Origin of the sequence: Streptomyces sp. NPDC048338 (assembly GCF_043201055.1) — a bacterium.
In the GTDB taxonomy this organism is placed as follows: domain Bacteria; phylum Actinomycetota; class Actinomycetes; order Streptomycetales; family Streptomycetaceae; genus Streptomyces.
In genome coordinates this window covers 50,942-70,949 of record NZ_JBICYQ010000011.1, presented here as the reverse complement: position 1 = coordinate 70,949, position 20,008 = coordinate 50,942, and the positions used below count along the sequence as shown (strand labels likewise).

Annotated in this window: 19 protein-coding genes; 9 read left to right on the top strand and 10 right to left on the bottom strand. The window is 74.1% G+C overall.

Annotated features, from left to right (window positions below; all coding sequences use genetic code 11):
• The first annotated feature begins 17 nt into the window (after positions 1–17).
• Positions 18–1,430 (top strand): GNAT family N-acetyltransferase, encoded by a 1,413-nt coding sequence (locus ACGFZF_RS24860; RefSeq protein ID WP_393557432.1) that lies wholly within the window; start codon positions 18–20, stop codon positions 1,428–1,430.
• Here the strand turns inward: ACGFZF_RS24860 and ACGFZF_RS24855 are convergent.
• Entirely contained in the window at positions 1,357–2,559 is a 1,203-nt protein-coding gene (locus ACGFZF_RS24855) for a trans-sulfuration enzyme family protein (RefSeq protein ID WP_393557430.1), read from the bottom strand. The two genes, ACGFZF_RS24860 and ACGFZF_RS24855, sit on opposite strands and share 74 nt — an antisense overlap.
• A gap of 59 nt (positions 2,560–2,618) precedes the next feature.
• On the opposite strand from ACGFZF_RS24855, the gene ACGFZF_RS24850 reads away from it, so the two are divergent.
• The 3 genes from ACGFZF_RS24850 to ACGFZF_RS24840 all read left to right on the top strand — a co-directional run bounded on the left by ACGFZF_RS24850 (position 2,619) and on the right by ACGFZF_RS24840 (position 5,420).
• Positions 2,619–3,116 (top strand): Lrp/AsnC family transcriptional regulator, encoded by a 498-nt coding sequence (locus ACGFZF_RS24850; protein ID WP_147976960.1) that lies wholly within the window; start codon positions 2,619–2,621, stop codon positions 3,114–3,116.
• 40 nt (positions 3,117–3,156) lie between these two features.
• Complete coding sequence (locus ACGFZF_RS24845) at positions 3,157–4,869, top strand: DUF885 domain-containing protein (RefSeq protein ID WP_393557428.1); 1,713 nt, start codon at positions 3,157–3,159, stop codon at positions 4,867–4,869.
• A gap of 104 nt (positions 4,870–4,973) precedes the next feature.
• Positions 4,974–5,420 carry an Lrp/AsnC family transcriptional regulator gene (locus tag ACGFZF_RS24840; RefSeq protein WP_393557426.1) on the top strand — a complete coding sequence of 149 codons (447 nt, stop codon included), beginning with the start codon at positions 4,974–4,976 and terminating at the stop codon, positions 5,418–5,420.
• 91 nt (positions 5,421–5,511) lie between these two features.
• On the opposite strand, the gene ACGFZF_RS24835 is transcribed toward ACGFZF_RS24840, so the two are convergent.
• The 3 genes from ACGFZF_RS24835 to ACGFZF_RS24825 all read right to left on the bottom strand — a co-directional run bounded on the left by ACGFZF_RS24835 (position 5,512) and on the right by ACGFZF_RS24825 (position 10,633).
• On the bottom strand, positions 5,512–8,628 hold the full coding sequence (locus ACGFZF_RS24835) for an AAA family ATPase (protein WP_393557424.1): 3,117 nt from the start codon (positions 8,626–8,628) through the stop codon (positions 5,512–5,514).
• Entirely contained in the window at positions 8,625–9,794 is a 1,170-nt protein-coding gene (locus ACGFZF_RS24830) for an exonuclease SbcCD subunit D (RefSeq protein WP_393557422.1), read from the bottom strand. The genes ACGFZF_RS24835 and ACGFZF_RS24830 overlap by 4 nt, the downstream gene beginning before the upstream one ends.
• Positions 9,795–10,006: 212 nt before the next feature.
• On the bottom strand, positions 10,007–10,633 hold the full coding sequence (locus tag ACGFZF_RS24825) for a YigZ family protein (protein WP_393557420.1): 627 nt from the start codon (positions 10,631–10,633) through the stop codon (positions 10,007–10,009).
• Positions 10,634–10,776: 143 nt separating this feature from the next.
• Between ACGFZF_RS24825 and ACGFZF_RS24820 the strand changes: the two genes are divergently transcribed.
• Positions 10,777–11,199 carry a CoA-binding protein gene (locus ACGFZF_RS24820; RefSeq protein ID WP_393557418.1) on the top strand — a complete coding sequence of 141 codons (423 nt, stop codon included), beginning with the start codon at positions 10,777–10,779 and terminating at the stop codon, positions 11,197–11,199.
• A gap of 4 nt (positions 11,200–11,203) precedes the next feature.
• Here the strand turns inward: ACGFZF_RS24820 and ACGFZF_RS24815 are convergent, their stop codons facing one another.
• Both ACGFZF_RS24815 and ACGFZF_RS24810 read right to left on the bottom strand, forming a co-directional pair.
• On the bottom strand, positions 11,204–11,770 hold the full coding sequence (locus ACGFZF_RS24815; protein ID WP_393557416.1) for a YbaK/EbsC family protein: 567 nt from the start codon (positions 11,768–11,770) through the stop codon (positions 11,204–11,206).
• Positions 11,771–11,812: 42 nt separating this feature from the next.
• A complete protein-coding gene (locus ACGFZF_RS24810) occupies positions 11,813–12,385 on the bottom strand; it encodes a helix-turn-helix domain-containing protein (RefSeq protein WP_393557413.1) in 573 nt (190 codons plus the stop codon).
• A gap of 100 nt (positions 12,386–12,485) precedes the next feature.
• On the opposite strand from ACGFZF_RS24810, the gene ACGFZF_RS24805 reads away from it, so the two are divergent.
• A complete protein-coding gene (locus ACGFZF_RS24805; protein ID WP_356779160.1) occupies positions 12,486–13,355 on the top strand; it encodes a DMT family transporter in 870 nt (289 codons plus the stop codon).
• Between the two features lie 55 nt (positions 13,356–13,410).
• Here the strand turns inward: ACGFZF_RS24805 and ACGFZF_RS24800 are convergent, their stop codons facing one another.
• Positions 13,411–14,184: an acyltransferase gene (locus ACGFZF_RS24800; protein WP_393557410.1), complete on the bottom strand. Its 774-nt coding sequence runs from the start codon at positions 14,182–14,184 to the stop codon at positions 13,411–13,413.
• Positions 14,185–14,303: 119 nt separating this feature from the next.
• On the opposite strand from ACGFZF_RS24800, the gene ACGFZF_RS24795 reads away from it, so the two are divergent.
• The gene (locus ACGFZF_RS24795) at positions 14,304–14,831 is read left to right on the top strand and encodes a gamma carbonic anhydrase family protein (protein ID WP_393557408.1); all 528 of its coding nucleotides are present in this window, start codon (positions 14,304–14,306) and stop codon (positions 14,829–14,831) included.
• Between the two features lie 129 nt (positions 14,832–14,960).
• Here the strand turns inward: ACGFZF_RS24795 and ACGFZF_RS24790 are convergent, their stop codons facing one another.
• Positions 14,961–15,632 carry a DedA family protein gene (locus ACGFZF_RS24790; protein ID WP_356602503.1) on the bottom strand — a complete coding sequence of 224 codons (672 nt, stop codon included), beginning with the start codon at positions 15,630–15,632 and terminating at the stop codon, positions 14,961–14,963.
• A 230-nt stretch (positions 15,633–15,862) separates the two neighbouring features.
• Positions 15,863–16,300 (bottom strand): DUF4442 domain-containing protein, encoded by a 438-nt coding sequence (locus tag ACGFZF_RS24785; protein ID WP_393557863.1) that lies wholly within the window; start codon positions 16,298–16,300, stop codon positions 15,863–15,865.
• Positions 16,301–16,422: 122 nt separating this feature from the next.
• On the opposite strand from ACGFZF_RS24785, the gene ACGFZF_RS24780 reads away from it, so the two are divergent.
• Complete coding sequence (locus ACGFZF_RS24780; RefSeq protein WP_393557406.1) at positions 16,423–17,490, top strand: hypothetical protein; 1,068 nt, start codon at positions 16,423–16,425, stop codon at positions 17,488–17,490.
• Between the two features lie 73 nt (positions 17,491–17,563).
• Positions 17,564–18,994 carry an MFS transporter gene (locus ACGFZF_RS24775; protein ID WP_393557404.1) on the top strand — a complete coding sequence of 477 codons (1,431 nt, stop codon included), beginning with the start codon at positions 17,564–17,566 and terminating at the stop codon, positions 18,992–18,994.
• A 100-nt stretch (positions 18,995–19,094) separates the two neighbouring features.
• On the opposite strand, the gene ACGFZF_RS24770 is transcribed toward ACGFZF_RS24775, so the two are convergent.
• Complete coding sequence (locus tag ACGFZF_RS24770) at positions 19,095–19,940, bottom strand: spermidine synthase (protein WP_393557402.1); 846 nt, start codon at positions 19,938–19,940, stop codon at positions 19,095–19,097.
• Positions 19,941–20,008: the final 68 nt, after the last annotated feature.

The window sequence follows — 20,008 nt, the reverse complement described above, 5'->3', positions numbered from 1 at the left end:
TGGGTCACAGTGAGTTCATGACTGATGTGACATCCGCGAAGAGTGCCCGCCGCCCGCACCACTGGCGGCACGACCTGATCGAACTCGCCGCCCTGTTCACCGCCGTGGTGGTCGCCGACACGATCGCCAAGACGGTGGTGAAGGGCGCCGAAGGCCCGTTCATGCTCGTGTTCTCGGCGATCGCGCTGATCGCGACGGCGGCCTTCCACACCTGGTGGGCACGGCGCCACAGCCATGCGCCGCCGACCGGTGATCCCGGCGGCAGCGGGACGCGCCCGCTGCCGCCGTCCGCGTCCGGGGCCTCCCCGGACGCGGACGCCGCACCCGCCGAGACCGTGCTGTGGCGGATGCGGACCACCGTCCGGGACACCCCGGGCAGCCTCGCCGCCCTGTGCACGGCACTGGCCCACGAGGGCGTCGACATCCTGACGCTCCAGACCCACCCGCTCGCCGACGGCACCGTCGACGAGTTCCTCCTGCGGGCGCCCGCGGAGCTCCAGGCCGACCGCCTCGGCCACGAGATCGCCGCGGCCGGCGGCACCGGCACCTGGATCGAACGGGCCGACGCCCACGACCTCGTCGACACCCCGACCCGGCTGCTCGGCCTGGCCACCCGCACCGCCCTCGACGCCGCCGAGCTCCCGCTCGCCCTGCGCCAGCTGCTGGGCCGCTGCACCATCCACTCGCTGCCCGCGGTCTCGCTGACCGGGCGGCCCACCGGGGAGACCGCGCCCGTCGAGGGCGTCCTCGAGGACACCGTGATGCGACTGCGCGACCCGAACGGCGGGGTGATCACCATCGAGCGGCCGTACCTGCCGTTCACCCCGTCGGAGTTCGCCCGCGCCCGGGCCCTCGTCGAGCTGGACGCCCGGCTCGGACCGCGCATCCCGCGCAGCCAGGACGTCCTCACCCTGCCCGAGGGCAACGAGATCACCGTCCGCCGGGCCGACCAGCGCGACGTGGCCGCCGCGCGTGCCATGCACGACCGCTGCTCCGCGCGCACCCTCGGCCTGCGGTACCACGGCCCGGTCGGCGACGCGGACCGCTATCTCAACCACCTGCTCAGCCCCCGCTACGGCCGCACCCTCGCCGTGCAGACGACCTCGGGCCGTCTCGTCGCCCTCGGCCATCTGCTCTGGGACGGCGACGAGACGGAGGTCGCCCTGATGGTGGAGGACGACTGGCAGCGCCGGGGCATCGGCTCCGAGCTCCTGGGCAGGCTCGTCGCGATGGCGGTCGAGGCGGGCTGCGAGAGCGTCTACGCCGTGACGCAGTCGTCCAACACCGGGATGGTGGCCGCGATGCGGGCGCTGAACCTCCCCCTCGACTACCAGATCGAGGAGGGGACCCTGGTCATCACCGCCCGACTGGGCGCGGCTCGGTCGCGGAGCCGACGCCGGCCCGGGACGTACCAGCAGGCGGAGCACTGAGCGCCTGGGTCAGATCCCGCCACAGGTCCTCGACGTCCTCCAGACCGACCGACATCCGCAGGAGCCGGTCGCTGACGCCGGCCGACCGCCGGTCGCCCTCGTCGACGATCCGGTGGCTGATGGAGGCCGGGTGCTGGATCAGGGTGTCGACACTGCCGAGACTCACCGCCGGCGTGATCAGCCGTACCGCGGCGATCACGTCGTGCGGGTCTCCGTACACCTCGAACGAGACCATCGCCCCGCCCACCCGCGGGTAGTGCACGCGGGCGATGCGCGGGTCGGTGGCGAGGCGCCGGACCAGCTCGGCGGCCGTCGTGGAGGCCGCCCTGACCCGGACCGGCAGGGTCGCGAGGCCCCGCAGCAGCAGGTAGCCGGCGAAGGGGTGGAGCACCCCGCCGGTGGCGAAGCGCACCTGGCGGAGCGTGCGGGCGAACTCCTCGTCGCAGGCCACCACGCCGCCCATGACGTCGCCGTGGCCGCCCAGGTACTTGGTCGCGCTGTGCAGGACGATCCGGGCGCCCTGGCCGGCCGGGCGCTGGAGCACCGGGGTGGCGAAGGTGTTGTCGACCAGCAGCGGCACGGAACCGCAGGAGTGGGCGACGGCGCGGATGTCGACCTCGGCGAGCGTCGGGTTGGCGGGGGTCTCCACCATGACCAGGCCGGTGTCGGGCCGGATCGCGTCCGCTATGCCCGCCGGGTCGGTCCAGGTCACCTCGGTGCCGATCAGGCCCGCGTTCAGCAGATGGTCGCTGCAGCCGTACAACGGCCGGACGGCGACGACGTGCCGCAGGCCGAGGCTCGCCCGGGCCAGCAGGACGGCGGTGAGCGCCGCCATGCCGCTGGCGAACGCCACCGCCGACTCGGTGCCCTCCAGCCGGGCCAGCGCGTCCTCGAAGCGCGCGGTGGTGGGGTTGTCCAGGCGGGCGTAGACGGGGGGCCCGTCGAGCCGGGCGCCGGTGGTGGCGAAGTCGTCGATCCGCGCGGCCTCGGCCCGGGTGTCGTACGACGGGTAGGTGGTGGAGAGGTCGAGCGGCGGGGCGTGCAGGCCGAGGCCGGCGAGATCTTCACGGCCGGCGTGCACGGCTTCGGTGGCCAGAGCCCTGGGGGTGGTCGAGGCGTCGTAGTCCATGGCGGCACTGTGAACGGATACCGGAAAGTAGTGGGGAAACACCGTGCTACGTTCGCCGAATGGCCGATTCTGTCGTACTGGACCCGATCGATCTGCACATTCTTCGCCTCCTGCAGAACGACGCCCGGAGCACCTACCGCGAGCTCGCCGCCGAGGTCGGCGTGGCACCCTCCACCTGCCTGGACCGGGTGGCCCGCCTCCGCCGTACGGGAGTGATCCTCGGGCACCAGCTACGACTGGATCCGGCCAAACTCGGCCGCGGTCTGGAAGCGCTCCTCCTCGTCCAGGTCCGCCCTCACCGGCGCGAACTGATCGGTCCGTTCGTCGACCGGATCCGCGCGCTGCCGGAGTCCCGCGCGCTGTTCCATCTGACCGGCCCGGACGACTACCTGGTGCACGTCGCCGTGGCCGACCCCGCCGACCTGCAACGACTCGTCCTCGACGAGTTCACCTCGCGCCGCGAGGTGGCCCGCGTCGAGACCCGGCTGATCTTCCAGCAGTGGGAGTGCGGACCGCTGCTGCCTCCCGCCGCGGGCGCTCATTTGTCGGCCGAGTGAGATCGAACGAGGGTGACGCGGGGCCCGCACAGGCACGAGGATGAGCCTCATGCCAGAGACTTCCCGCAGCCCGCTGCCCCGCCAGGTCGCCGACACCTACGTCGACGCACTCATCGCCCTCGACCCGATCACCGGAACCTACCTGGGAGTCGCGGAGAGCGCCGGCCTCCTTCCCGACTTCTCGCCCGCCGGACAGGAGGCGGTGGCCGAACTCGCCCGCCACACCCTGCGCCTGCTCGACGAGGCCGAGCGGCAGCCGGGCGCGGACACCGATGCCGAGCGCCGCTGCGGCCGCCTGCTGCGGGAACGTCTGAACGCCGAACTCGCCGTCCACGACGCCGACGAGGGGCTGTGTACCGTCAGCAACATGCGCTCCCCCGCGCACAGCGTGCGGATGGTGTTCACCGTGATGCCGACCGAGACCGAGGAGGACTGGGCCGCGGTCGCACGGCGGCTGCGCGCGGTTCCCGCGGCTCTGGAGGGGTACCGCGCCTCGCTCGAACTGGGCCTGGAGCGGAAGCTGCTCGGCGGCCCGCGGCCGACCGCGACCTTCGTCGACCAGCTGACCGAGTGGGCGGGCCCCGACGCCGAGGGCCGTGGCTGGTTCGAGTCCTTCGCCGCCGGCGGCCCCGAGTCGCTCGCCCCCGAGTTGCGGTCGGAACTCGCCACGGCGGCGCGCGGCGCGACCGAGTCGGTCACAGCGCTGCGGGACTGGATGCGGGACGTCTACACCCCCGCCGTCGCGGGCGCGCCCGACACGGTGGGCCGCGAGCGCTACCAGCGCTGGTCGCGCTACTTCAACGGCACGGATCTGGACCTGGACCAGGCGTACGCCTACGGCTGGTCGGAGTACCACCGGCTGCTCGGCGAGATGAGGACCGAGGCCGAGCGCATCCTTCCGGGCTCCGGCCCCTGGGAGGCGCTGGCCCACCTGGACGTCCACGGCACCCACATCGAGGGCGTCGAGGAGGTCCGGCTCTGGCTGCAGAACCTCATGGACGAGGCCATCGACGCGCTGGACGGCACCCACTTCGAACTCGCCGAGCGGGTCCGCCGGGTGGAGTCCCGGATCGCCCCGCCCGGCGGCGCCGCCGCGCCGTACTACACGGGTCCGTCCGAGGACTTCTCCCGCCCCGGCCGCACCTGGCTGCCCGTCGACGGCCAGACCCGCTTCCCGGTGTACGACCTGGTGTCGACCTGGTACCACGAGGGCGTCCCCGGTCACCACCTGCAGATCGCGCAGTGGGTGCACGTCGCCGACCGGCTCTCGCGCTACCAGGCGACGATCGGCGGGGTCAGCGCCAACGCGGAGGGCTGGGCGCTCTACGCCGAGCGGCTCATGGACGAGCTGGGCTTCCTCCCGGACGCCGAGCGCCGCCTGGGCTACCTGGACGCGCAGATGATGCGGGCCTGCCGGGTGATCGTCGACATCGGCATGCACCTGGAGCTGGAGATCCCCGCGGACTCGCCCTTCCACCCCGGCGAGCGGTGGACCACCGAGCTGGCGCAGGAGTTCTTCCAGCAGCACAGCAGCCGGCCGCCGGCCTTCGTCGAGAGTGAGATGACCCGCTATCTCTCCATGCCGGGCCAGGCCATCGGCTACAAGCTGGGCGAGCGGGCGTGGCTGCTGGGCCGGGCCAACGCGCAGGCGGCGCACGGCGACGCGTTCGACGCGAAGGCGTGGCACATGGCGGCGCTGTCGCAGGGGCCGCTGGGTCTCGACGACCTGGTGGACGAGATCTCCCGCCTCTGAGGAGGCCGACCGGGCGGGGAATCCCGGCCGTGACACGGTCCGGACCGTGAGAAGTCCCCGGGCATCGCTTGATCGCCCGGGGATTCGCCTGCTATTCGTCGGTCATGACCGGATACACACCCGACGCCACCGACTGGCGCATCCTCGACGCCCTCCAGGAGCAGGGGCGGGCCAGCTTCGCCGAACTGGCCCGGGCCGTCTCCATGTCCGCGTCCGCCGTCACGGAGCGGGTGCGCCGGCTGGAGGAGACCGGGGTCATCGCCGGGTACACGGCCGTGGTCGATCCCGAGCGGCTCGGTCTGCCGATCCTCGCCTTCGTCCGGCTGCGCTACCCGCACGGCAACTACAAGCCGTTCCACGACCTCCTCGACGCGACCCCCGAGGTCCTGGAGGCGCACCACGTCACCGGCGACGACTGCTTCGTCCTCAAGGTCGCCGCCCGTTCCATGAAGCACCTGGAGGAGATCTCCGGGAAGATCATGACGCTCGGCTCGGTGACGACGAGCGTCGTGTACTCGTCGCCCCTGCCCCGGCGCTCGATCAGCCGCTGAGCGGACCGCTGCCCCGGCGAAGGGTCGCCGCCGGACGGTCCTTCCCCGCGGCGCGATCACCCACCGAACGGTCCTCTCCCTCGGCGCTCGATCAGCGGTCGAGCGGTCCCGCTCCCCCGGCCCTGAGCTTCACGGCCGAGCCGTTCCGCTCCTTGACGACCTCCAGCTGGGCCGGGATCCGGCGGCGCAGATCGCCGACGTGGCTGACGATGCCGACGCTGCGGTCCCGTTCGCGCAGGGAGTCCAGGACGTCGAGCACCTCGTCGAGGGTCTGGTCGTCCAGGCTGCCGAAGCCCTCGTCGATGAAGAGGGTGTCGAGCCGTACACCGCCGGCCTCCTCGGTGACGACGTCGGCGAGGCCGAGCGCGAGGGCGAGGGAGGCGAAGAAGGTCTCCCCGCCCGACAGGGTCGCCGTGTCGCGCTCGTGGCCCGTCCAGGCGTCGACCACGTGCAGCCCGAGGCCCGCCCGCCGGCCGCCGGCCCGGGCGTCGGAGTGGACGAGGGTGTAGCGGCCGGAGGACATCCGCTGGAGGCGGGCCGTGGCGGCGGCCGCGACCTGTTCGAGCCGGGCCGCCAGGACGTACGACTCCAGGCGCATCCGGCGCTCGTTCTCGGCGGAGGTGCCCGCGGTGAGGCCGGCGAGCCGAGCCACACGCTCGTACGCGCCGCGCAGCGGGCCGAGGCGGCGCACCTCGGCGTCGGCCTGCCGGGAGAGCCCGGCCAGTTCGGCGCACCGGGCCCGCGCGGTGGCGAGGGCCGAGGCGGCGTCGCGCAGGGCCCGCTCGGCCGCGGTGTGCGCGGACTCCGCCGACTCGGGGTCGGCCGGCGGGAGCCGGTCCGCCGCCTGGGTGCCGGGGTCGGCGAGCCGGTCGGCGACGACGGCGGCCTCCGCCTGCCAGGCGTCCAACCGGTGCTGGAGGTCGCGGCGTTCGGGCGCCTCCAGGAGGGCGGCGGCGGCCTGCTCCGGGGTGTCGAACCCGGCGCGGTAGGCGGCGTCGGCGAGTCTGGCGTCGGCCTCCTTGAGCCGCTGGGCGGTGAGTTCGACGGCGCGTACCGCGCCCGCGGCCTCCATGAGCAGGGCGATGCGCCGCTCCAGTCGGGTGGCGTGCTCGGCGACACTCCCCGACTCGCCCCGGCCGCGGGCCAGTTCGTCGTCCAGCGCGGTCTGCTCGCGGTCGAGCGCCTCGCGCTGCGAGGTCCGGGCGGCGACCCGGCGTTCGGCCTCCCGCTGCGCCGCGAGCCGTCCCTCGTGCTCCCGCTCGGCGCGCGCGAGCGCCTCGCGTGCCGCGTGCGTCCGGGCGGCGCGCGCGTGCGCCTCTGCGTGCAGTCCGGCCAGCTCCTCGGCCTCGCGGGCCAGCTCGGAGACGGTGGGCTCGCCGGTGTCTCCCGGGAAGCGGGCGGCGTCCGGCGCGGTACGCGCCGCGGGCACCGCGCCGTCCCCGGGCGACGCGGGGCGCACGTCGGCGGCGGACTCGGGCACGCGGCCGGCCAGCACCTCGGCCCGGGCGGCGGACCACGCCTCCTCGGCCACCGCGCGGGCGCGCTCCGCCCTGCTGCGGGACTCCTCGGCCGCCGTGAAGGTGGCGTACACCGTCTCCTCCGCGGCACGGTCGACGTGGTCGGCGCCGGTACGGGCGGGGGCCGGGTGGTCGGCGGAGCCGCAGACCCGGCACGGGTCGCCGGGCGTCAGCGCGGCCGCGAGTTCGGCGGCGATGCCCTGCAGACGGCGGGACTTGACGTCGAGCCAGGCCTCGCGGGCGTCATTGCGCCGCTCGCGGGCCTCGGTCAGCAGGGAGGCGGCCGTGCCCACGCGCTCCGCGAGCTCGTCGCGGCGGCGGGCGGCGGCCAGCCGGCGGCGGGCCGGTTCGAGACGACCCGCGAGGTGCTCGGCGCGGGCGGCGGCGTCCTGCGCCGACTCCACCTGCTCCCTGAGCTCCGCGCGGCGCGACTCCCAGCCGGCGAGCCAGCCGGACGCGTCCTGGAGGATCTCCTCGTCCTCGCGCGCCCGCCGGTCCAGCACGGCCCGCTCCCGGGCGATCTCGGTGGTGCGCCGCTCCGCCCGCCGCGCCGACTCCAGGCCGCCCAGCTCCTCGCGCAGCCGGTTCTCCCGGGCGGAGAGCTCCTCCGCACCCGCGTCGGCGAGCTCGGGCGGGAGCCCGCCGCGGGCCCGACGGCGGGCCGCGTCGGCCGCCGCGTGCTCCCCCTCCGCGTCGGCCCGCAGGCCCAGGGCGGGTGCCACGAGGTCGGCCTTGCGGGACCGGTCGAGGGCGGCCTGCCAGCGGTCCCGCTCGGGCCGGCGTGCCGTCAGTTCCGCCTGTCGGCGGCGGGCTTCGGCGGCCTGCGCCTGCCGGCCGGCGAGGTCCCGCTCCTCGTCGCGCGCCTGCCGGGCCGCCGTCTGCCGGCCCTCGGCGGACGCGACGGCCGACTCCGCGATGTCGAGGACCTCGCGAGCCTCGCAGCGCGCCACGGCCGCCCGGGTCTGCACGGCTTCGGCGAGCCCGGGCTCGCCGGGGCGTTCCTCGACGGCCGCGCCTCCCGCGGCCTGCGCCATCCGGTGGGCGAGTGCGAGCAGCCGCTCGTCGCCTTCGCGGACCTGCTGCTCGGCGCCGCGCCGCAGTTCGGCGAGGCGCTCCTCGACGGCGGCGAACCGCCGCGTGTCGAAGAGGCGGCCCAGCAGCTTCCCCCGTGCCTCCGCGTCGGCGCGCAGGAAGCGGGCGAAGTCGCCCTGCGGCAGCAGGACGACCTGGCAGAACTGTTCGCGGCTCATGCCGAGGAGCTGGGTGATCTCCTCGCCGATCTCCTGGTGGGACTTGCTGAGCCCGGTCCAGGTGCCGGTACCGGGGTCGTAGGCGCGCAGCCTGCTCTGGGCCTTCTCGGTGGTGAAGCCGCCGCCCCGCTTCTTGGGCCGAGGCTGGGCCGGCAGCCGGGTGATCTCCAGCCGGCGGTCCCCCACGGTCAGTTCGAGGGTGACCTCGGTGGGGGTGCCGGCCGGGGCGTGGTCGCTGCGCAGAGAGGCGCCGGGCGTCTGCCGGGCGCCGGGCACGGCACCGTAGAGCGCGTAGCACACGGCGTCGAGGACGGAGGTCTTGCCGGCCCCGGTCGGTCCGTGGAGGAGGAACAGCCCGGCGGAGGACAGGGTGTCGAAGTCGATCTCCTGCGTGGTGCCGAAGGGCCCGAACGCGGTGACGGAGAGCCGGTGCAGCCTCATCGGGCCACCTCCCGCCCGGCCGTGTCCACGCGGACGTCGTCGAAGGCCCCGAGGAGCACCGTCCGCTCCTCGCCGTCCGGTCCCGCGCCGCCGCGTACGTGGGCCACGAAGTCCTCCGCGATCTGCTGGTCGCTGCGGTCGCGCAGCCGCTGGGCGTAGGAGGCTCCGTCGTCGCTCTCGGTGCGCTCGGGCTCGAAGACCAGGCTGAGGGTGTGGGGGAAGCGTTCGGCGAGCCGGACCATCGGCTCCGCCGGCCGAACCGGGTCGGTGAGCGTCGCCTCGATCCAGGACTCCTCGTGGCGGGCGAGCGCGGGATCGGCGAGCAGGTCGTCGAGACGGCCCCTGATCCGGGCGAGCGCCCGGGGCACGGGGCAGTCGACCCGCTCCTCGGCCTCGATGCCGCCTTCGGCGCCGATCTCGATCAGCCACATCGTCTTGCGGTGGTCGGCCTCGGAGAAGGAGTAGGCCAGCGGCGATCCGGAGTAGCGCACCCGGGGGGTGACCCGCTGGCTGCCGTGCAGGTGGCCGAGGGCGACGTAGTCGACTCCCTCGAAGATCCCGGCGGGGACCGCGGAGACCCCTCCGACGGTGATGTCCCGCTCGCTGTCGCTCGGCTCGCCGCCCGCGACGAAGGCGTGGGCGAGGACCACGGAACGGGTGGTCGCGGGCCGCTCGGCGAGGTCGGCGCGGACCCGGTCCATGGCGGCGCCGAGCACCGCCTCGTGTCCCGCCTTCGCGGCGCCGAACTGCTCGCGCACGAGGGCGGGTTCGAGGTACGGCAGGCCGTAGAGGGCCACGTCCCCGTGGGCGTCCGCGAGGACGACGGGGGTGCCGACGCCCGCCGGGTCGGTGCGCAGGTGGATGCCGGCCCGCTCGATGAGTCCGGCGCCGACGCCGAGGCGGCGCGCCGAGTCGTGGTTGCCGGAGATCATCACGGTCGGCACCCCGGTCTCGGCGAGCCGGTGCAGGGCGGTGTCGAAGAGCTCCACGGCGGGCAAGGGGGGCACGGCCCGGTCGTAGACGTCGCCGGCGACGAGCACGACGTCGACCTCGCGCTCGCGGACCGTGGTGACGAGGTGGTCGAGGAAGGCGGCCTGGGCGTCGAGCAGGCCGACCCGGTGGAACGAGCGCCCCAGGTGCCAGTCCGACGTGTGCAGAATTCTCAAGGTGCCGCTCCGCCCCGCATGTCGTTCCGTTCCTCCGCCCCCACCGTCACGGCACCCTCGCGGGCACCGGTGTCAGCGGCAACCACGCTAGCGCCCCTGAGCGCATGATCCACACCGCTTCCGGCACCGGCTCCGGGTGCACGTCGGGTCCGGAGTCGCTCGCCGGACGGCCGGATCCCCTTTCCGGCGCCCGGCCTGTACGGGCCGGGGCCTCAGGCGTCGCCGTACGCCTCGCCGCCGAGCTCGAGGGACGCCGTGCCGGCCGTCACATCCGCGAGCCAGGCGCGGAACGTGTCCACGTCGGCGTCCGGAAGCCCGATCTCGATCGTGACCGCCTCGGCGTACCGCACCTCGCGCACGGCTCGTCCCGTCGCCCGCAGGTCGTTCTCCAGTTTGCCCGCGCGCTGGTGGTCGACGGTGACCTCGGCCAGCCGGAAGCGCTGCCGGGTGAGGGTGCCGAGCGCGTCCAGCGCCTCGCCGACCACGCCGCCGTACGCCCTGATCAGGCCGCCGGCGCCGAGCTTCACGCCGCCGTAGTAGCGGGTGACGACGGCGACGACGTAGCGCACCTCGCGCCGCATCAGCATCTGGAGCATCGGGACGCCGGCGGTGCCTCCGGGTTCACCATCGTCGCTGGCCTTCTGGACGCCGGCGTCGGCGCCGATCACGTACGCGAAGCAGTTGTGCGAGGCGGTCGGGTGCTCCTTGCGGATGCGGGCGACGAAGTCCTGTGCCTCCCGCTCGGTCGCGACGGGCGCCAGCGCGCAGAGGAAGCGCGAGCGGTTGATCTCGGTCTCGTGCACGCCCTCGCGGGCCAGGGTGCGGTACTGCTCCTGCATCCGGTCAGCCTAAGCGTTGTCCGGGCCCGAGGGCCGCGGGCCTCCGGGGCCGGGCGCAGGCCCGCGGGATCCCTCGTACGGGGAATCACCCCGGGCCCCGGCCGGTTCTGGTCAGACAGGAACCCAGTCACCGGAGGCAGTACATGAGCGTCGAGGCCGCGACCACCGAGTCGGAGACCGTTCGCAGGATCCTGACGGGCACGGGTGACACCTGGGCCGTCGTGGGCCTGTCGTCGAACCGGTCGCGCGCGGCGTACGGCGTCGCCGCCGTCCTGCAGCGCTTCGGCAAGCGGGTCGTACCCGTCCACCCCAAGGCCGAGACCGTGCACGGCGAGCAGGGCTACGCCTCGCTCGCGGACATCCCGTTCCCGGTCGACGTCGTCGACGTGTTCGTGAACAGCGAGCAGGCGGGGCGGATCGCGGACGAGGCGGTGGCCGTCGGCGCGAAGGCGGTGTGGTTCCAGCTCGGCGTCGTCGACGACGAGGCGTACGAGCGGACGCGGGAGGCCGGCCTGGACATGGTCATGGACCGGTGCCCCGCCATCGAGATCCCGCGGCTGGCCTGACGCGTCAGCCGGCGACCGGGACGCCGAGGCCCTCCAGGACCTCCGCGCCGGGCAGCTGGGCGAAGGCCTTGCCGGGCACGATCAGCTTCCCGCGGCGGCGGCCGCTGCCGATCAGCACCCACGGGGTGTCGACGACGGCCGCGTCGACGAGGACCGGCCAGGACGCGGGCAGGCCGACGGGGGTGATCCCGCCGTACTCCATGCCGCTCTCGCCGGTCGCGGCGTCCATCGACGCGAAGGACACCCGGCGGGCGCCCAGGTGCTTGCGGAGGACCCCGTTGACGTCGATGCGCGTCGCGGAGCGCACCACGCACGCGGCCAGGCGCGCCTCTCCGCCCCGCTTGGCCGCGACGATCACGCAGTTCGCGGACGTGTCGAGCAGCTCACGGCCGTGGTGCTCGACGAAGACGGCCGTGTCGGCGATCTCGGGGTCGGTGTCCACGTACAGGAGCTGGTCGGCCGGTACGGCTCCGGTCCAGGCGCGGACGGCGGCGGCGACCGGCTCGGTCAGCAGGTCGAGGCAGTCGGGGGCGGGCCGGGCGTCGTCGAAGTCTCCGATGGGTGCGCGCATGTCGGCACGCTAACAGCGCCTCCCGGCCGGGGGCCGGGCGTCTCAGCGTACGGGCGGGATGGAGACCGCCATGGTCATCTCGACCGGCTCCTCGCCGTCGTTGCGGTACGCGTGCGGCGTGTTGGCCTCGAAGACCGCGGAGGTCCCGGCCGACAGGGTGTGTTCCTCACCGTCGACGACCAGGGTGAGCACCCCCGCGCTGACGTGGAGCAGCTCGGTGGTGCCGTCGGGGTGCGGATCGGACGCGCTGCCGTCGCCCGGCATCAGCGTCCAGGCCCAGAGTTCCAGTGGTCCGCGCGCCTCGGTGCCGACCAGGAGCGTGGTGTGGCTGCCCGTGGAGGTGGACCACATGCGGACGGCCTGGCCCGGCGGCACGAGGCGGACCTGGGGACCCTGTTCGTAGTCGAGCAGGGTGGTGATCGAGACACCGAGGGCGTCGGCGAGCTTCACCGTGGTGCCGACGCTGGGGTTCGTGCGGGCCTGCTCGATCTGGATGATCATGCCGCGGCTGACGCCGGCCCGGGCGGCCAGCGCGTCCAGCGTGAAGCCGCGCTCGTTGCGCCATCGCTTCAGGTTGCGCGCGAGCGACTGCGTCAGCTGATCGAGGTCAGACACATTCCGTCCAATATTTTGGATGACATAGTTCAATACACTGCACTACGGTGGGGTGCACCCGAATGTTCACCGCACTGTACTGCGCGACCGCGAGGATTCCATGACCGCACTGTTCGCCCTGGCCACCAGCCTGCTGTGGGGGCTGGCCGACTTCGGTGGCGGCCTGCTCACCCGGCGGATGCCCGCGCTGACCGTGGTGGTCGCGTCCCAGGCCGTAGCCGTGGTGGTGCTGGGCGCCGTCGTGATCGCCACGGGTGGCTGGAGCGAGGCGGGCCCTCAGCTCTGGTACGCGGTCGCGGCGGGCGCGGTCGGCCCGGTGGCGATGCTCTGCTTCTACAAGGCGCTGGCCCTCGGGCCGATGGGCGTGGTCTCGCCGCTCGGCTCGCTCGGGGTCGTCGTCCCCGTGTCCGTGGGCCTGCTGATCGGCGACCGGCCGGGGCTGCTGCAGTTCGCCGGCATCGGCGTGGCGATCGCGGGCGTCGTCCTGGCCGGCGGACCCGAGCTGCGCGGCGCCCCCGTCCAGCGGCGCTCGGTCCTGCTCACGCTGGTCGCGGCCTTCGGGTTCGGCTCGGTGATGGCGCTGATCGCGGAGGCCTCCTCGACCCTCACCGGCCTCTTCCTCGCCCTGTTCGTCCAGCGTGTCACCAACGTGGTCGTGGGCGGTGGCGCCCTGTACGTCTCGGTGAAGCGGGGCGGGCGGGCGCTGCCCGAGGACGGCGGCGGGATGCGGGTGGTCTGGGCAGCCCTGCCGGCCCTCGCCTTCGTCGGCCTCGCGGACGTGGCCGCCAACGGGACGTACTCGATCGCGGCGCAGCTCGGGCCGGTCACGGTCGCCGCCGTCCTGGCGAACCTCTACCCGGTCGTGACCGCGCTGGCGGCACGCGGGGTGCTCAAGGAGCGGCTGCGCGCGGTCCAGGCGGCGGGCGCGGGCCTCGCGCTGGTCGGCACCGTGCTGCTCGCCACCGGCTGACGCGGACACGGCCCCGGCCCCCGGCGCACTTCACGGGGACCCGGCCGCGTGCCGGTCATGCGTCCTTCAGAGCCTCGCTCAGGTCGCCGTCCACCTCGAGTTCGAGCTGCGCGAGGGCGGCGAGCTGTTCGGGCGTCACCCCGTCCGGTATCGGCACCGGGGCCGGTGTCCGCAGCGGCGGCTGCCAGCCCTTCTCCGGATCCCAGCTGCGCACGACACGGGCGGGGGCGCCGGCCACGACCGAGTGGTCGGGCACCTCGCCGCGGACGACGGCGCCCGCGGCGACGACCACGTTCCGCCCGATCCGGGCGCCCGGCAGGATCACCGAGCCCGTGCCCAGCCAGCAGCCGGGCCCGATCTCGACCGGCTCCGAGCGCGGCCACTGCCGCCCGATGGGCTCGTGCGGGTCGTCGTAGCTGTGGTTGGTCGACGTGATGTACACGTACGGCCCGCAGTAGGTGTCCGAGCCGATGGTCACGGTGGTGTCCGCGATGACGTGGCTGCCGCGCCCGAGGACGACCCCGTCGCCGAGGGTCAGGACGGTCTCGGTGCCGAGGTCGAGGCCGGGCATCATGCCGGCCGTGAGCGTGACCTGTTCGGCGATGATGCAGCACTCGCCGATCTCGATCCACGCCTCGCCGAAGACGGTGCCCTGCGGGAAGGCGAGCCGGGTGCCCGCGCCGAGCCGGCGGAAGCGGAGCCGCCCGGGATGCTCGGCGGTCACGGCACCGGCCTGCTGCGCCCAGCGCCAGCCGCCCTGCAGGGCGCGTGCGACGACACGACGCCGCCAGGCGGCGAGAGACGAGAACGTGTTTCTGTTCCTGGGCACCCGCACACGGTAGTCGCCGCCGTCGTGGCAGTTCAGTGCGGTGCCCTGTGATGTCGGTCATGGGACACCCCCTAGAGTTCCCGTGGCGTGACGCACGTGCGAGCGATCGGGAGCGAACGATGACAGAGGCGTTGATCAAGGGTGTGGGCGGCAAGGAGCCGCGGATCGATCCGACGGCGTTCACCGCGCCGACCTCCGTCGTGCTCGGCGAGGTCACGCTCGGCGCCCGGGCCAGCGTCTGGTACCACGCGGTGCTGCGCGCGGACTGCGGGCCCATCGTCGTGGGCGAGGACGCCAACATCCAGGACAACTGCACGGTCCACGTGGACCCGGGCTTCCCGGTCACCATCGGGGACCGGGTGACGGTGGGGCACAACGCGACCGTGCACGGCTGCACGGTCGAGGACGACGTGCTGGTCGGCATGGGCGCGACGATCCTGAACGGCGCCACCGTCGGCGCCGGCTCGCTCGTCGCCGCGCAGGCTCTGGTGCCCCAGGGGATGCAGATCCCGCCGGGCTCCCTGGTCGCGGGCGTCCCGGCCAAGGTCCGGCGCCCGCTGACCGAGGAGGAGCGGGCGGGCATCCGTCTCAACGCGGAGATGTACCTGCACCTGGCGAAGGGCCACGCCGAGGCCTTCGCGGACTGAGCGCGCGGTCCCGCGGGACCCGCCCGCGCCGAAGAGCCACGCGGAAGGGCGCGGCCCCCGTACCGGGAGCCGCGCCCTTTCTTCCGTCGTCGCGCGCTGTCGTCGCCGGGCTTCCGCCGCGCGCCGTCGTCAGTCGGCGACCGGCACCGGCTCCGGCGACGCCCCGGCGGCCTGCTCCTTCGCGGCCTCGGCGCGGGCCACGGCCTTCTTGGCGCGGTTCTTCAGGACCAGCATCGAGGTGAGGCCGATCAGGACGGCGAGGACCAGGCCCAGCCAGGAGAAGCGCTTGAGCCACGCCTCGGCGACCACACCGACGGAGTAGACGACGGCCGTGGTGCCGCCGGCCCAGAGGATGCCGCCGAGGACGTTGGCGGTGAGGAACTTCCAGTACGGCATGCGCAGGACGCCGGCGAGCGGACCGGCGAAGATGCGCAGCAGGGCGACGAACCGGCCGAAGAAGACCGCCCACATGCCCCACTTCTCGAAGGACCGCTCGGCGAGCGCGATGTTCGCCTCGCCGAAGTGCTTGGGGAACTTCCCCCCGAGCCAGGCGAGCAGCGGCCGGCCGCCCTTGCGTCCGATCGCGTAGCCGATGGAGTCGCCGACGATCGCCCCGACGGTGGCGCACGCACCGAGGATGTACGGGTCGATGGCGCCGTGCTGCGAGGCCAGCAGCGCGGAACTCACGAGGACGATCTCGCCCGGCAGGGGGATGCCCAGGCTCTCCAGCCCGATCACCACTCCCACCAGCGCGTAGACGGCGACCGCGGGGATCGTCTCCAGCCACTCCTGGACGTGCACGCGGGGTTCCTCCCGTATCGACCGTGTCGGCCCGTGGCCGCGGCGCGCGGCTGCCGCGCGCCGGGGCAGCCTACCTGGTCGCCCCCGCCGGACCTCGAATCGGAAGGGCGGCCCCGAGGCCGCCCGGCGGGGCCCACCGACGCGGCGGGGCGGGGCGGCCGGAGGCCCCGGAACGCGTCCGCCCCGGACCCGGGAGGCGGGTGCGGGGGCGGACGACGGCTGCCTACGGGTCAGGAGTTCGGGCGCAGGGTCCAGACGACCGTCATCTCGCCGGTCTCGGCGCCGTCCTCACGGGTGAGGGAGATACGGACCGGGAACTCGGGGCGCAGCCCCTCGTCCAGCTCGGCGACGACCTCGGCGGCGGGGCGGCCCAGCGTGGCGGTGGCGGTCACGACGCCCATGGCGAGCTTCTTGTAGCCGATCTCCGCCTTCACGGCGAGCGGCACAGCGCGGCTCAACTGGTCACCGAAGGCGGCCAGGACGATCGCGCCGCTGGCGGACTCGGCCAGCGTGAACATGGCTCCGGCGTGCGGGCCGCCGACGTGGTTGTGGTAGTCGGCCTGGTCGGGCAGCCGGACGACGGCACGCTCCGGAGTGGTCTCCAGGAACTCCAGCTTGAGGGTCCTGGCCATGGGAACCGTGGCGGCGAGCATCTCGCCGACGGACATCTGATCTGCGCTCATGAGCCGATGTTACCCACGAGTAGCAGGGAAGGCCAGAGTCCGCTCTCGCACGCCCGTACGGGGGCGGGCGTAGCCGGGGCATCGCCGCACCTCTATGGTTACTGGCCATGTGGCCAGGACAGCAGCCGCCCGGGGGCGAGCAGAACCCGCAGGACCAGAATCAGAACCCGTACCAGCAGCCGGGTTACCAGCAGCCGAACCCGTACCAGCAGCCGGGCTATCAGCAGCAGCCCGCCCAGCAGCCGGGGCAGCCGGGCTACGGCTATCCGCAGCAGCCGACGCAGCCCGCCTACCCGCAGGCGAACCCTTACCAGCAGACCGCGCCGCAGTACGCGATGCCGGGGCCCCCGCAGCCGGGCGGTCCCGACGGCGGCAAGAAGAAGCAGACGACCCTCGTCGCGATCGTCGCCGCCACCGCCGTGGTGGTCGCGGCCGGCGTCGCCGGCTTCCTCGTCCTCGGCAAGGACGACGACAAGAAGACCGACGCCGGCGGCGGCGATCCCAAGCCCACCGCCTCGGCTCCGGGCTCCCAGTCCGCCTCGCCGTCGATCGACAACCCGCGCGACGACGCCGAGCAGCAGCCGACGATCCCCGGCTGGAAGGTCGTGCACAACCCCAAGTACGGCACGCTGTTCGACGTGCCGCCCGCGTGGGAGGTGTCGAAGCCGGGTGTGATCACGTACTTCGAGGACGAGAAGAAGAACGACGGTTCCCCCGTCGTCACGATGTCCTCGCCCGCCCACTTCAAGAGCAACTGGTGCTCCTTCGACACGGACAAGAACGGCACCGCGTCGACCTGGGGTCTGAGCACCGCCGGCACCAAGGGCGGCCAGGGCGCCAAGGACACCGCGGAGGCCGCCTTCAACGAGGCCGGCAACTGGGTGTGGGCCGGCTACGCCCAGCACATGCCCAAGGGCACCATCAAGATCACCAAGGCGGTGCCCTACACGACCAAGTCCGGCCTCTCGGGCAGCGTGTCGACGGCCACCGCCCCGGGGATCAAGAAGCGGAACAAGTGCGAGTCGGACGGCAAGTCCCTCGCGTTCTCCTTCAAGAACGCCAAGGGCGACTTCTCGTCGTTCGTGATCTACGCGGCCGACGGGGTCAAGGACGAACTGCCGGACGCCACCATCCAGCAGATCCTCACGACCGTGCGGCTCGCCCCGGCGTCCTGACGGGAGCCGCCGGGGCGCCCGGCGGACGGCACACGGTTTGGCAGCGGGGGGCGGCGCCAGGGATAGTCCCGGAGTGAGAAATTCCGCCGCCTCCCCCCGCACGTCGTCGCGCCCCCGTCGCCCCGAGTGGGCCGGGCGCAACTACGTGCTGCTGACCGCCGCCGCGGTCGTCACCAACCTCGGCACCCACGGTGCCCTGATCGCGGCGGCGTTCGCCGTGCTGCAGTCCGGCGGCGACGGCGGGGACGTGGGGCTCGTCGCGGCGGCCCGCACGCTGCCGCTCGTGCTCTTCCTGCTCATCGGCGGCGCGATCGCCGACCGGGTGCCCCGGCACCGGGTCATGGTCGCCGCCAACGCCCTCAACTGCGTCTCGCAGGCCGTCTTCGCCTACCTGGTGCTGGCGGGCGAGCCGCAGCTGTGGCAGATGATGCTGCTGACCGCCCTGTGCGGCACGGGTCAGGCGTTCTTCAACCCGGCCGCCGAGGGCATGCTGATGTCCAGCGTCAGCGGCGACCAGGTCAGCCGCGCCTTCGCGCTGTTCCGGATGGCCATGCACGGCGCCGGCATCGGCGGCGCGGCGCTGGGCGGCGCCATGATCGCCGCCTTCGGGCCCGGCTGGGTGCTGGCGATCGACGCGGCGGCCTTCGCTGTCGCGGGCGCCCTGCGCGCGTTCCTCGACGTGAGCCACATCCGGGAGCGCGAGGCGGGCGGCGGTCTGCTCGCCGACCTGCGCGAGGGCTGGCAGGAGTTCATCGGCCGCCCCTGGCTGTGGTCGATCGTCGCCCAGTTCTCCATCGTGGTCGCGCTGGTCGGCGCGGCCGAGTCGGTGTACGGGCCGCTGGTCGCCCGGGACGAGCTCGGCGGCGCCCGGCCCTGGGGCCTGTCGCTGGCCGCGTTCGGTGTCGGCACCCTGGCCGGCGCGCTGCTGATGATGCGCTGGAAGCCGCGCAGGATGCTGCTGGCCGGCACTCTGTGCGTCTTCCCGATCGCGCTGCCCTCGGCGGCCCTCGCCGTGCCGCTCGACGTGTACGGGCTCTCCGCGGCGATGTTCGTCAGCGGCGTGGCCATCGAGGTGTTCGGCGTCTCCTGGATGACGACGCTGCACCAGGAGATCCCCGAGGAGAAGCTGTCCCGGGTCTCGGCCTACGACTGGTTCGGCTCGACGGCCATGCTCCCGCTCTCCACGGCGCTCGCGGGCCCCGCCGAGGGTGTCTTCGGCCGGCACGAGGCCCTGTGGGGGTCGGCGACCCTGATCGTGGTCGTCACGGCGCTGGTCCTGCTCGTCCCGGACGTCCGCAATCTGACGCGCCGGACGAAGCGGATCGCCGCCGCGCAGCCCGCGGATCCGGACGGCTCCGGTGCGCCGACCGCGCCGGCGCCGCCCGCCGGGCTCCCGAAGCCGATCACGCCCGCGGAGGCCGTCGGCCCGGCGGCACCCGTGGAAGCCGTCGGTCCGGGGCCCGTGGCGCCCTCGGGACCTCCGTCGGCGCACCCGGCGGACTGACGCGGCGGTTCGCCGCAGGGCGCCCGGCTGCCCGGCAAGATCGACAAGACGCTCACCGGGATCCCCGCCGCGTTCGGCGCCCCCGCGGCCACCCGGTCCGTCAGCCCACGCTGAAGGCGCCCGACGGCGGCACCGGGGACGGCACCGCGTCCGCGTCCCCGACCGGCCGGGCGCCCGCCGTGAAGCGGTCGAGGGCGGCCCCGTACTCCACGCGCGCGGGGAAGGCGTCCGCCGCGGCCCGCCGGGCGAGGCGGGCCGTGTCGATCTCACGGTCGGAGGCGACGAGGACCGCGTTGCCGAAGCGCCGGCCGCGCAGGACGGCGGGTTCGGCGATCAGCGCGAGTTCGGGGAAGACCGTGGCGAAGGTCGCCAGCTGGGAACGGAGGAAGTCGAAGGGGGCTCCGTCGGCCAGGTTGGCGGCGTAGAGCCCGCCCGGTCGCAACGCCCGCCGGGCCGCCGCCGCGTACTCGGCCGAGGTCAGGTGCGCGGGTACCCGCGAGCCGCCGAAGACGTCGGCGATCAGGACGTCCACGGACGCGGCCGGGGCGCCCTCCAGCCAGGCACGGGCGTCCGCGCCGTGCACGGTGACGCCCGAACCCTCCGGCAGCGGCAGGTGTTCGGACACCAGCTCCAGGAGCCCCCGGTCGGCCTCGACGACGTCCTGGCGCGAGCCGGGCCGGGTCGCCGCGACGTAGCGCGGCAGGGTCAGTGCCCCGCCTCCGAGGTGGAGGACGTCCAGCGGAGCCCCGTCGGCCGCGGCGCCGTCGAGGACGTGGGCGAGGCGGCGCGCGTACTCGAACTCGAGGTGCGCCGGCTCGTCCAGGTCGACGTACGACTGGGGCGCGTCGTCGACCGTCAGCAGCCAGGCACGCTCGCGGTCCACATCGGGCATGAGCCGGGCGGTGCCCCCGTCGACGTCCCGGATGACCGGTATCTGCTCGTTCACGCTCTCATTGTGCCCGCGGTCCGAGGCGCCGGGCGCACGAGCTCGTGCGCCCGGCGACCGCCGCATGT

What these genes read in the sequence shown, in the direction of transcription:
- ACGFZF_RS24820 (WP_393557418.1), top strand. Translation starts at nt 10,777, where the DNA reads ATGAGCGTCGAGGCCGCGACCACCGAGTCGGAGACCGTTCGCAGGATC.
- ACGFZF_RS24855 (WP_393557430.1), bottom strand. Translation starts at nt 2,559, where the DNA reads ATGGACTACGACGCCTCGACCACCCCCAGGGCTCTGGCCACCGAAGCC.
- ACGFZF_RS24780 (WP_393557406.1), top strand. Translation starts at nt 16,423, where the DNA reads ATGTGGCCAGGACAGCAGCCGCCCGGGGGCGAGCAGAACCCGCAGGAC.
- ACGFZF_RS24815 (WP_393557416.1), bottom strand. Translation starts at nt 11,770, where the DNA reads ATGCGCGCACCCATCGGAGACTTCGACGACGCCCGGCCCGCCCCCGAC.
- ACGFZF_RS24840 (WP_393557426.1), top strand. Translation starts at nt 4,974, where the DNA reads ATGACCGGATACACACCCGACGCCACCGACTGGCGCATCCTCGACGCC.
- ACGFZF_RS24805 (WP_356779160.1), top strand. Translation starts at nt 12,486, where the DNA reads ATGACCGCACTGTTCGCCCTGGCCACCAGCCTGCTGTGGGGGCTGGCC.
- ACGFZF_RS24795 (WP_393557408.1), top strand. Translation starts at nt 14,304, where the DNA reads ATGACAGAGGCGTTGATCAAGGGTGTGGGCGGCAAGGAGCCGCGGATC.
- ACGFZF_RS24850 (WP_147976960.1), top strand. Translation starts at nt 2,619, where the DNA reads ATGGCCGATTCTGTCGTACTGGACCCGATCGATCTGCACATTCTTCGC.
- ACGFZF_RS24860 (WP_393557432.1), top strand. Translation starts at nt 18, where the DNA reads ATGACTGATGTGACATCCGCGAAGAGTGCCCGCCGCCCGCACCACTGG.
- ACGFZF_RS24785 (WP_393557863.1), bottom strand. Translation starts at nt 16,300, where the DNA reads ATGTCCGTCGGCGAGATGCTCGCCGCCACGGTTCCCATGGCCAGGACC.
- ACGFZF_RS24845 (WP_393557428.1), top strand. Translation starts at nt 3,157, where the DNA reads ATGAGCCTCATGCCAGAGACTTCCCGCAGCCCGCTGCCCCGCCAGGTC.
- ACGFZF_RS24825 (WP_393557420.1), bottom strand. Translation starts at nt 10,633, where the DNA reads ATGCAGGAGCAGTACCGCACCCTGGCCCGCGAGGGCGTGCACGAGACC.
- ACGFZF_RS24835 (WP_393557424.1), bottom strand. Translation starts at nt 8,628, where the DNA reads ATGAGGCTGCACCGGCTCTCCGTCACCGCGTTCGGGCCCTTCGGCACC.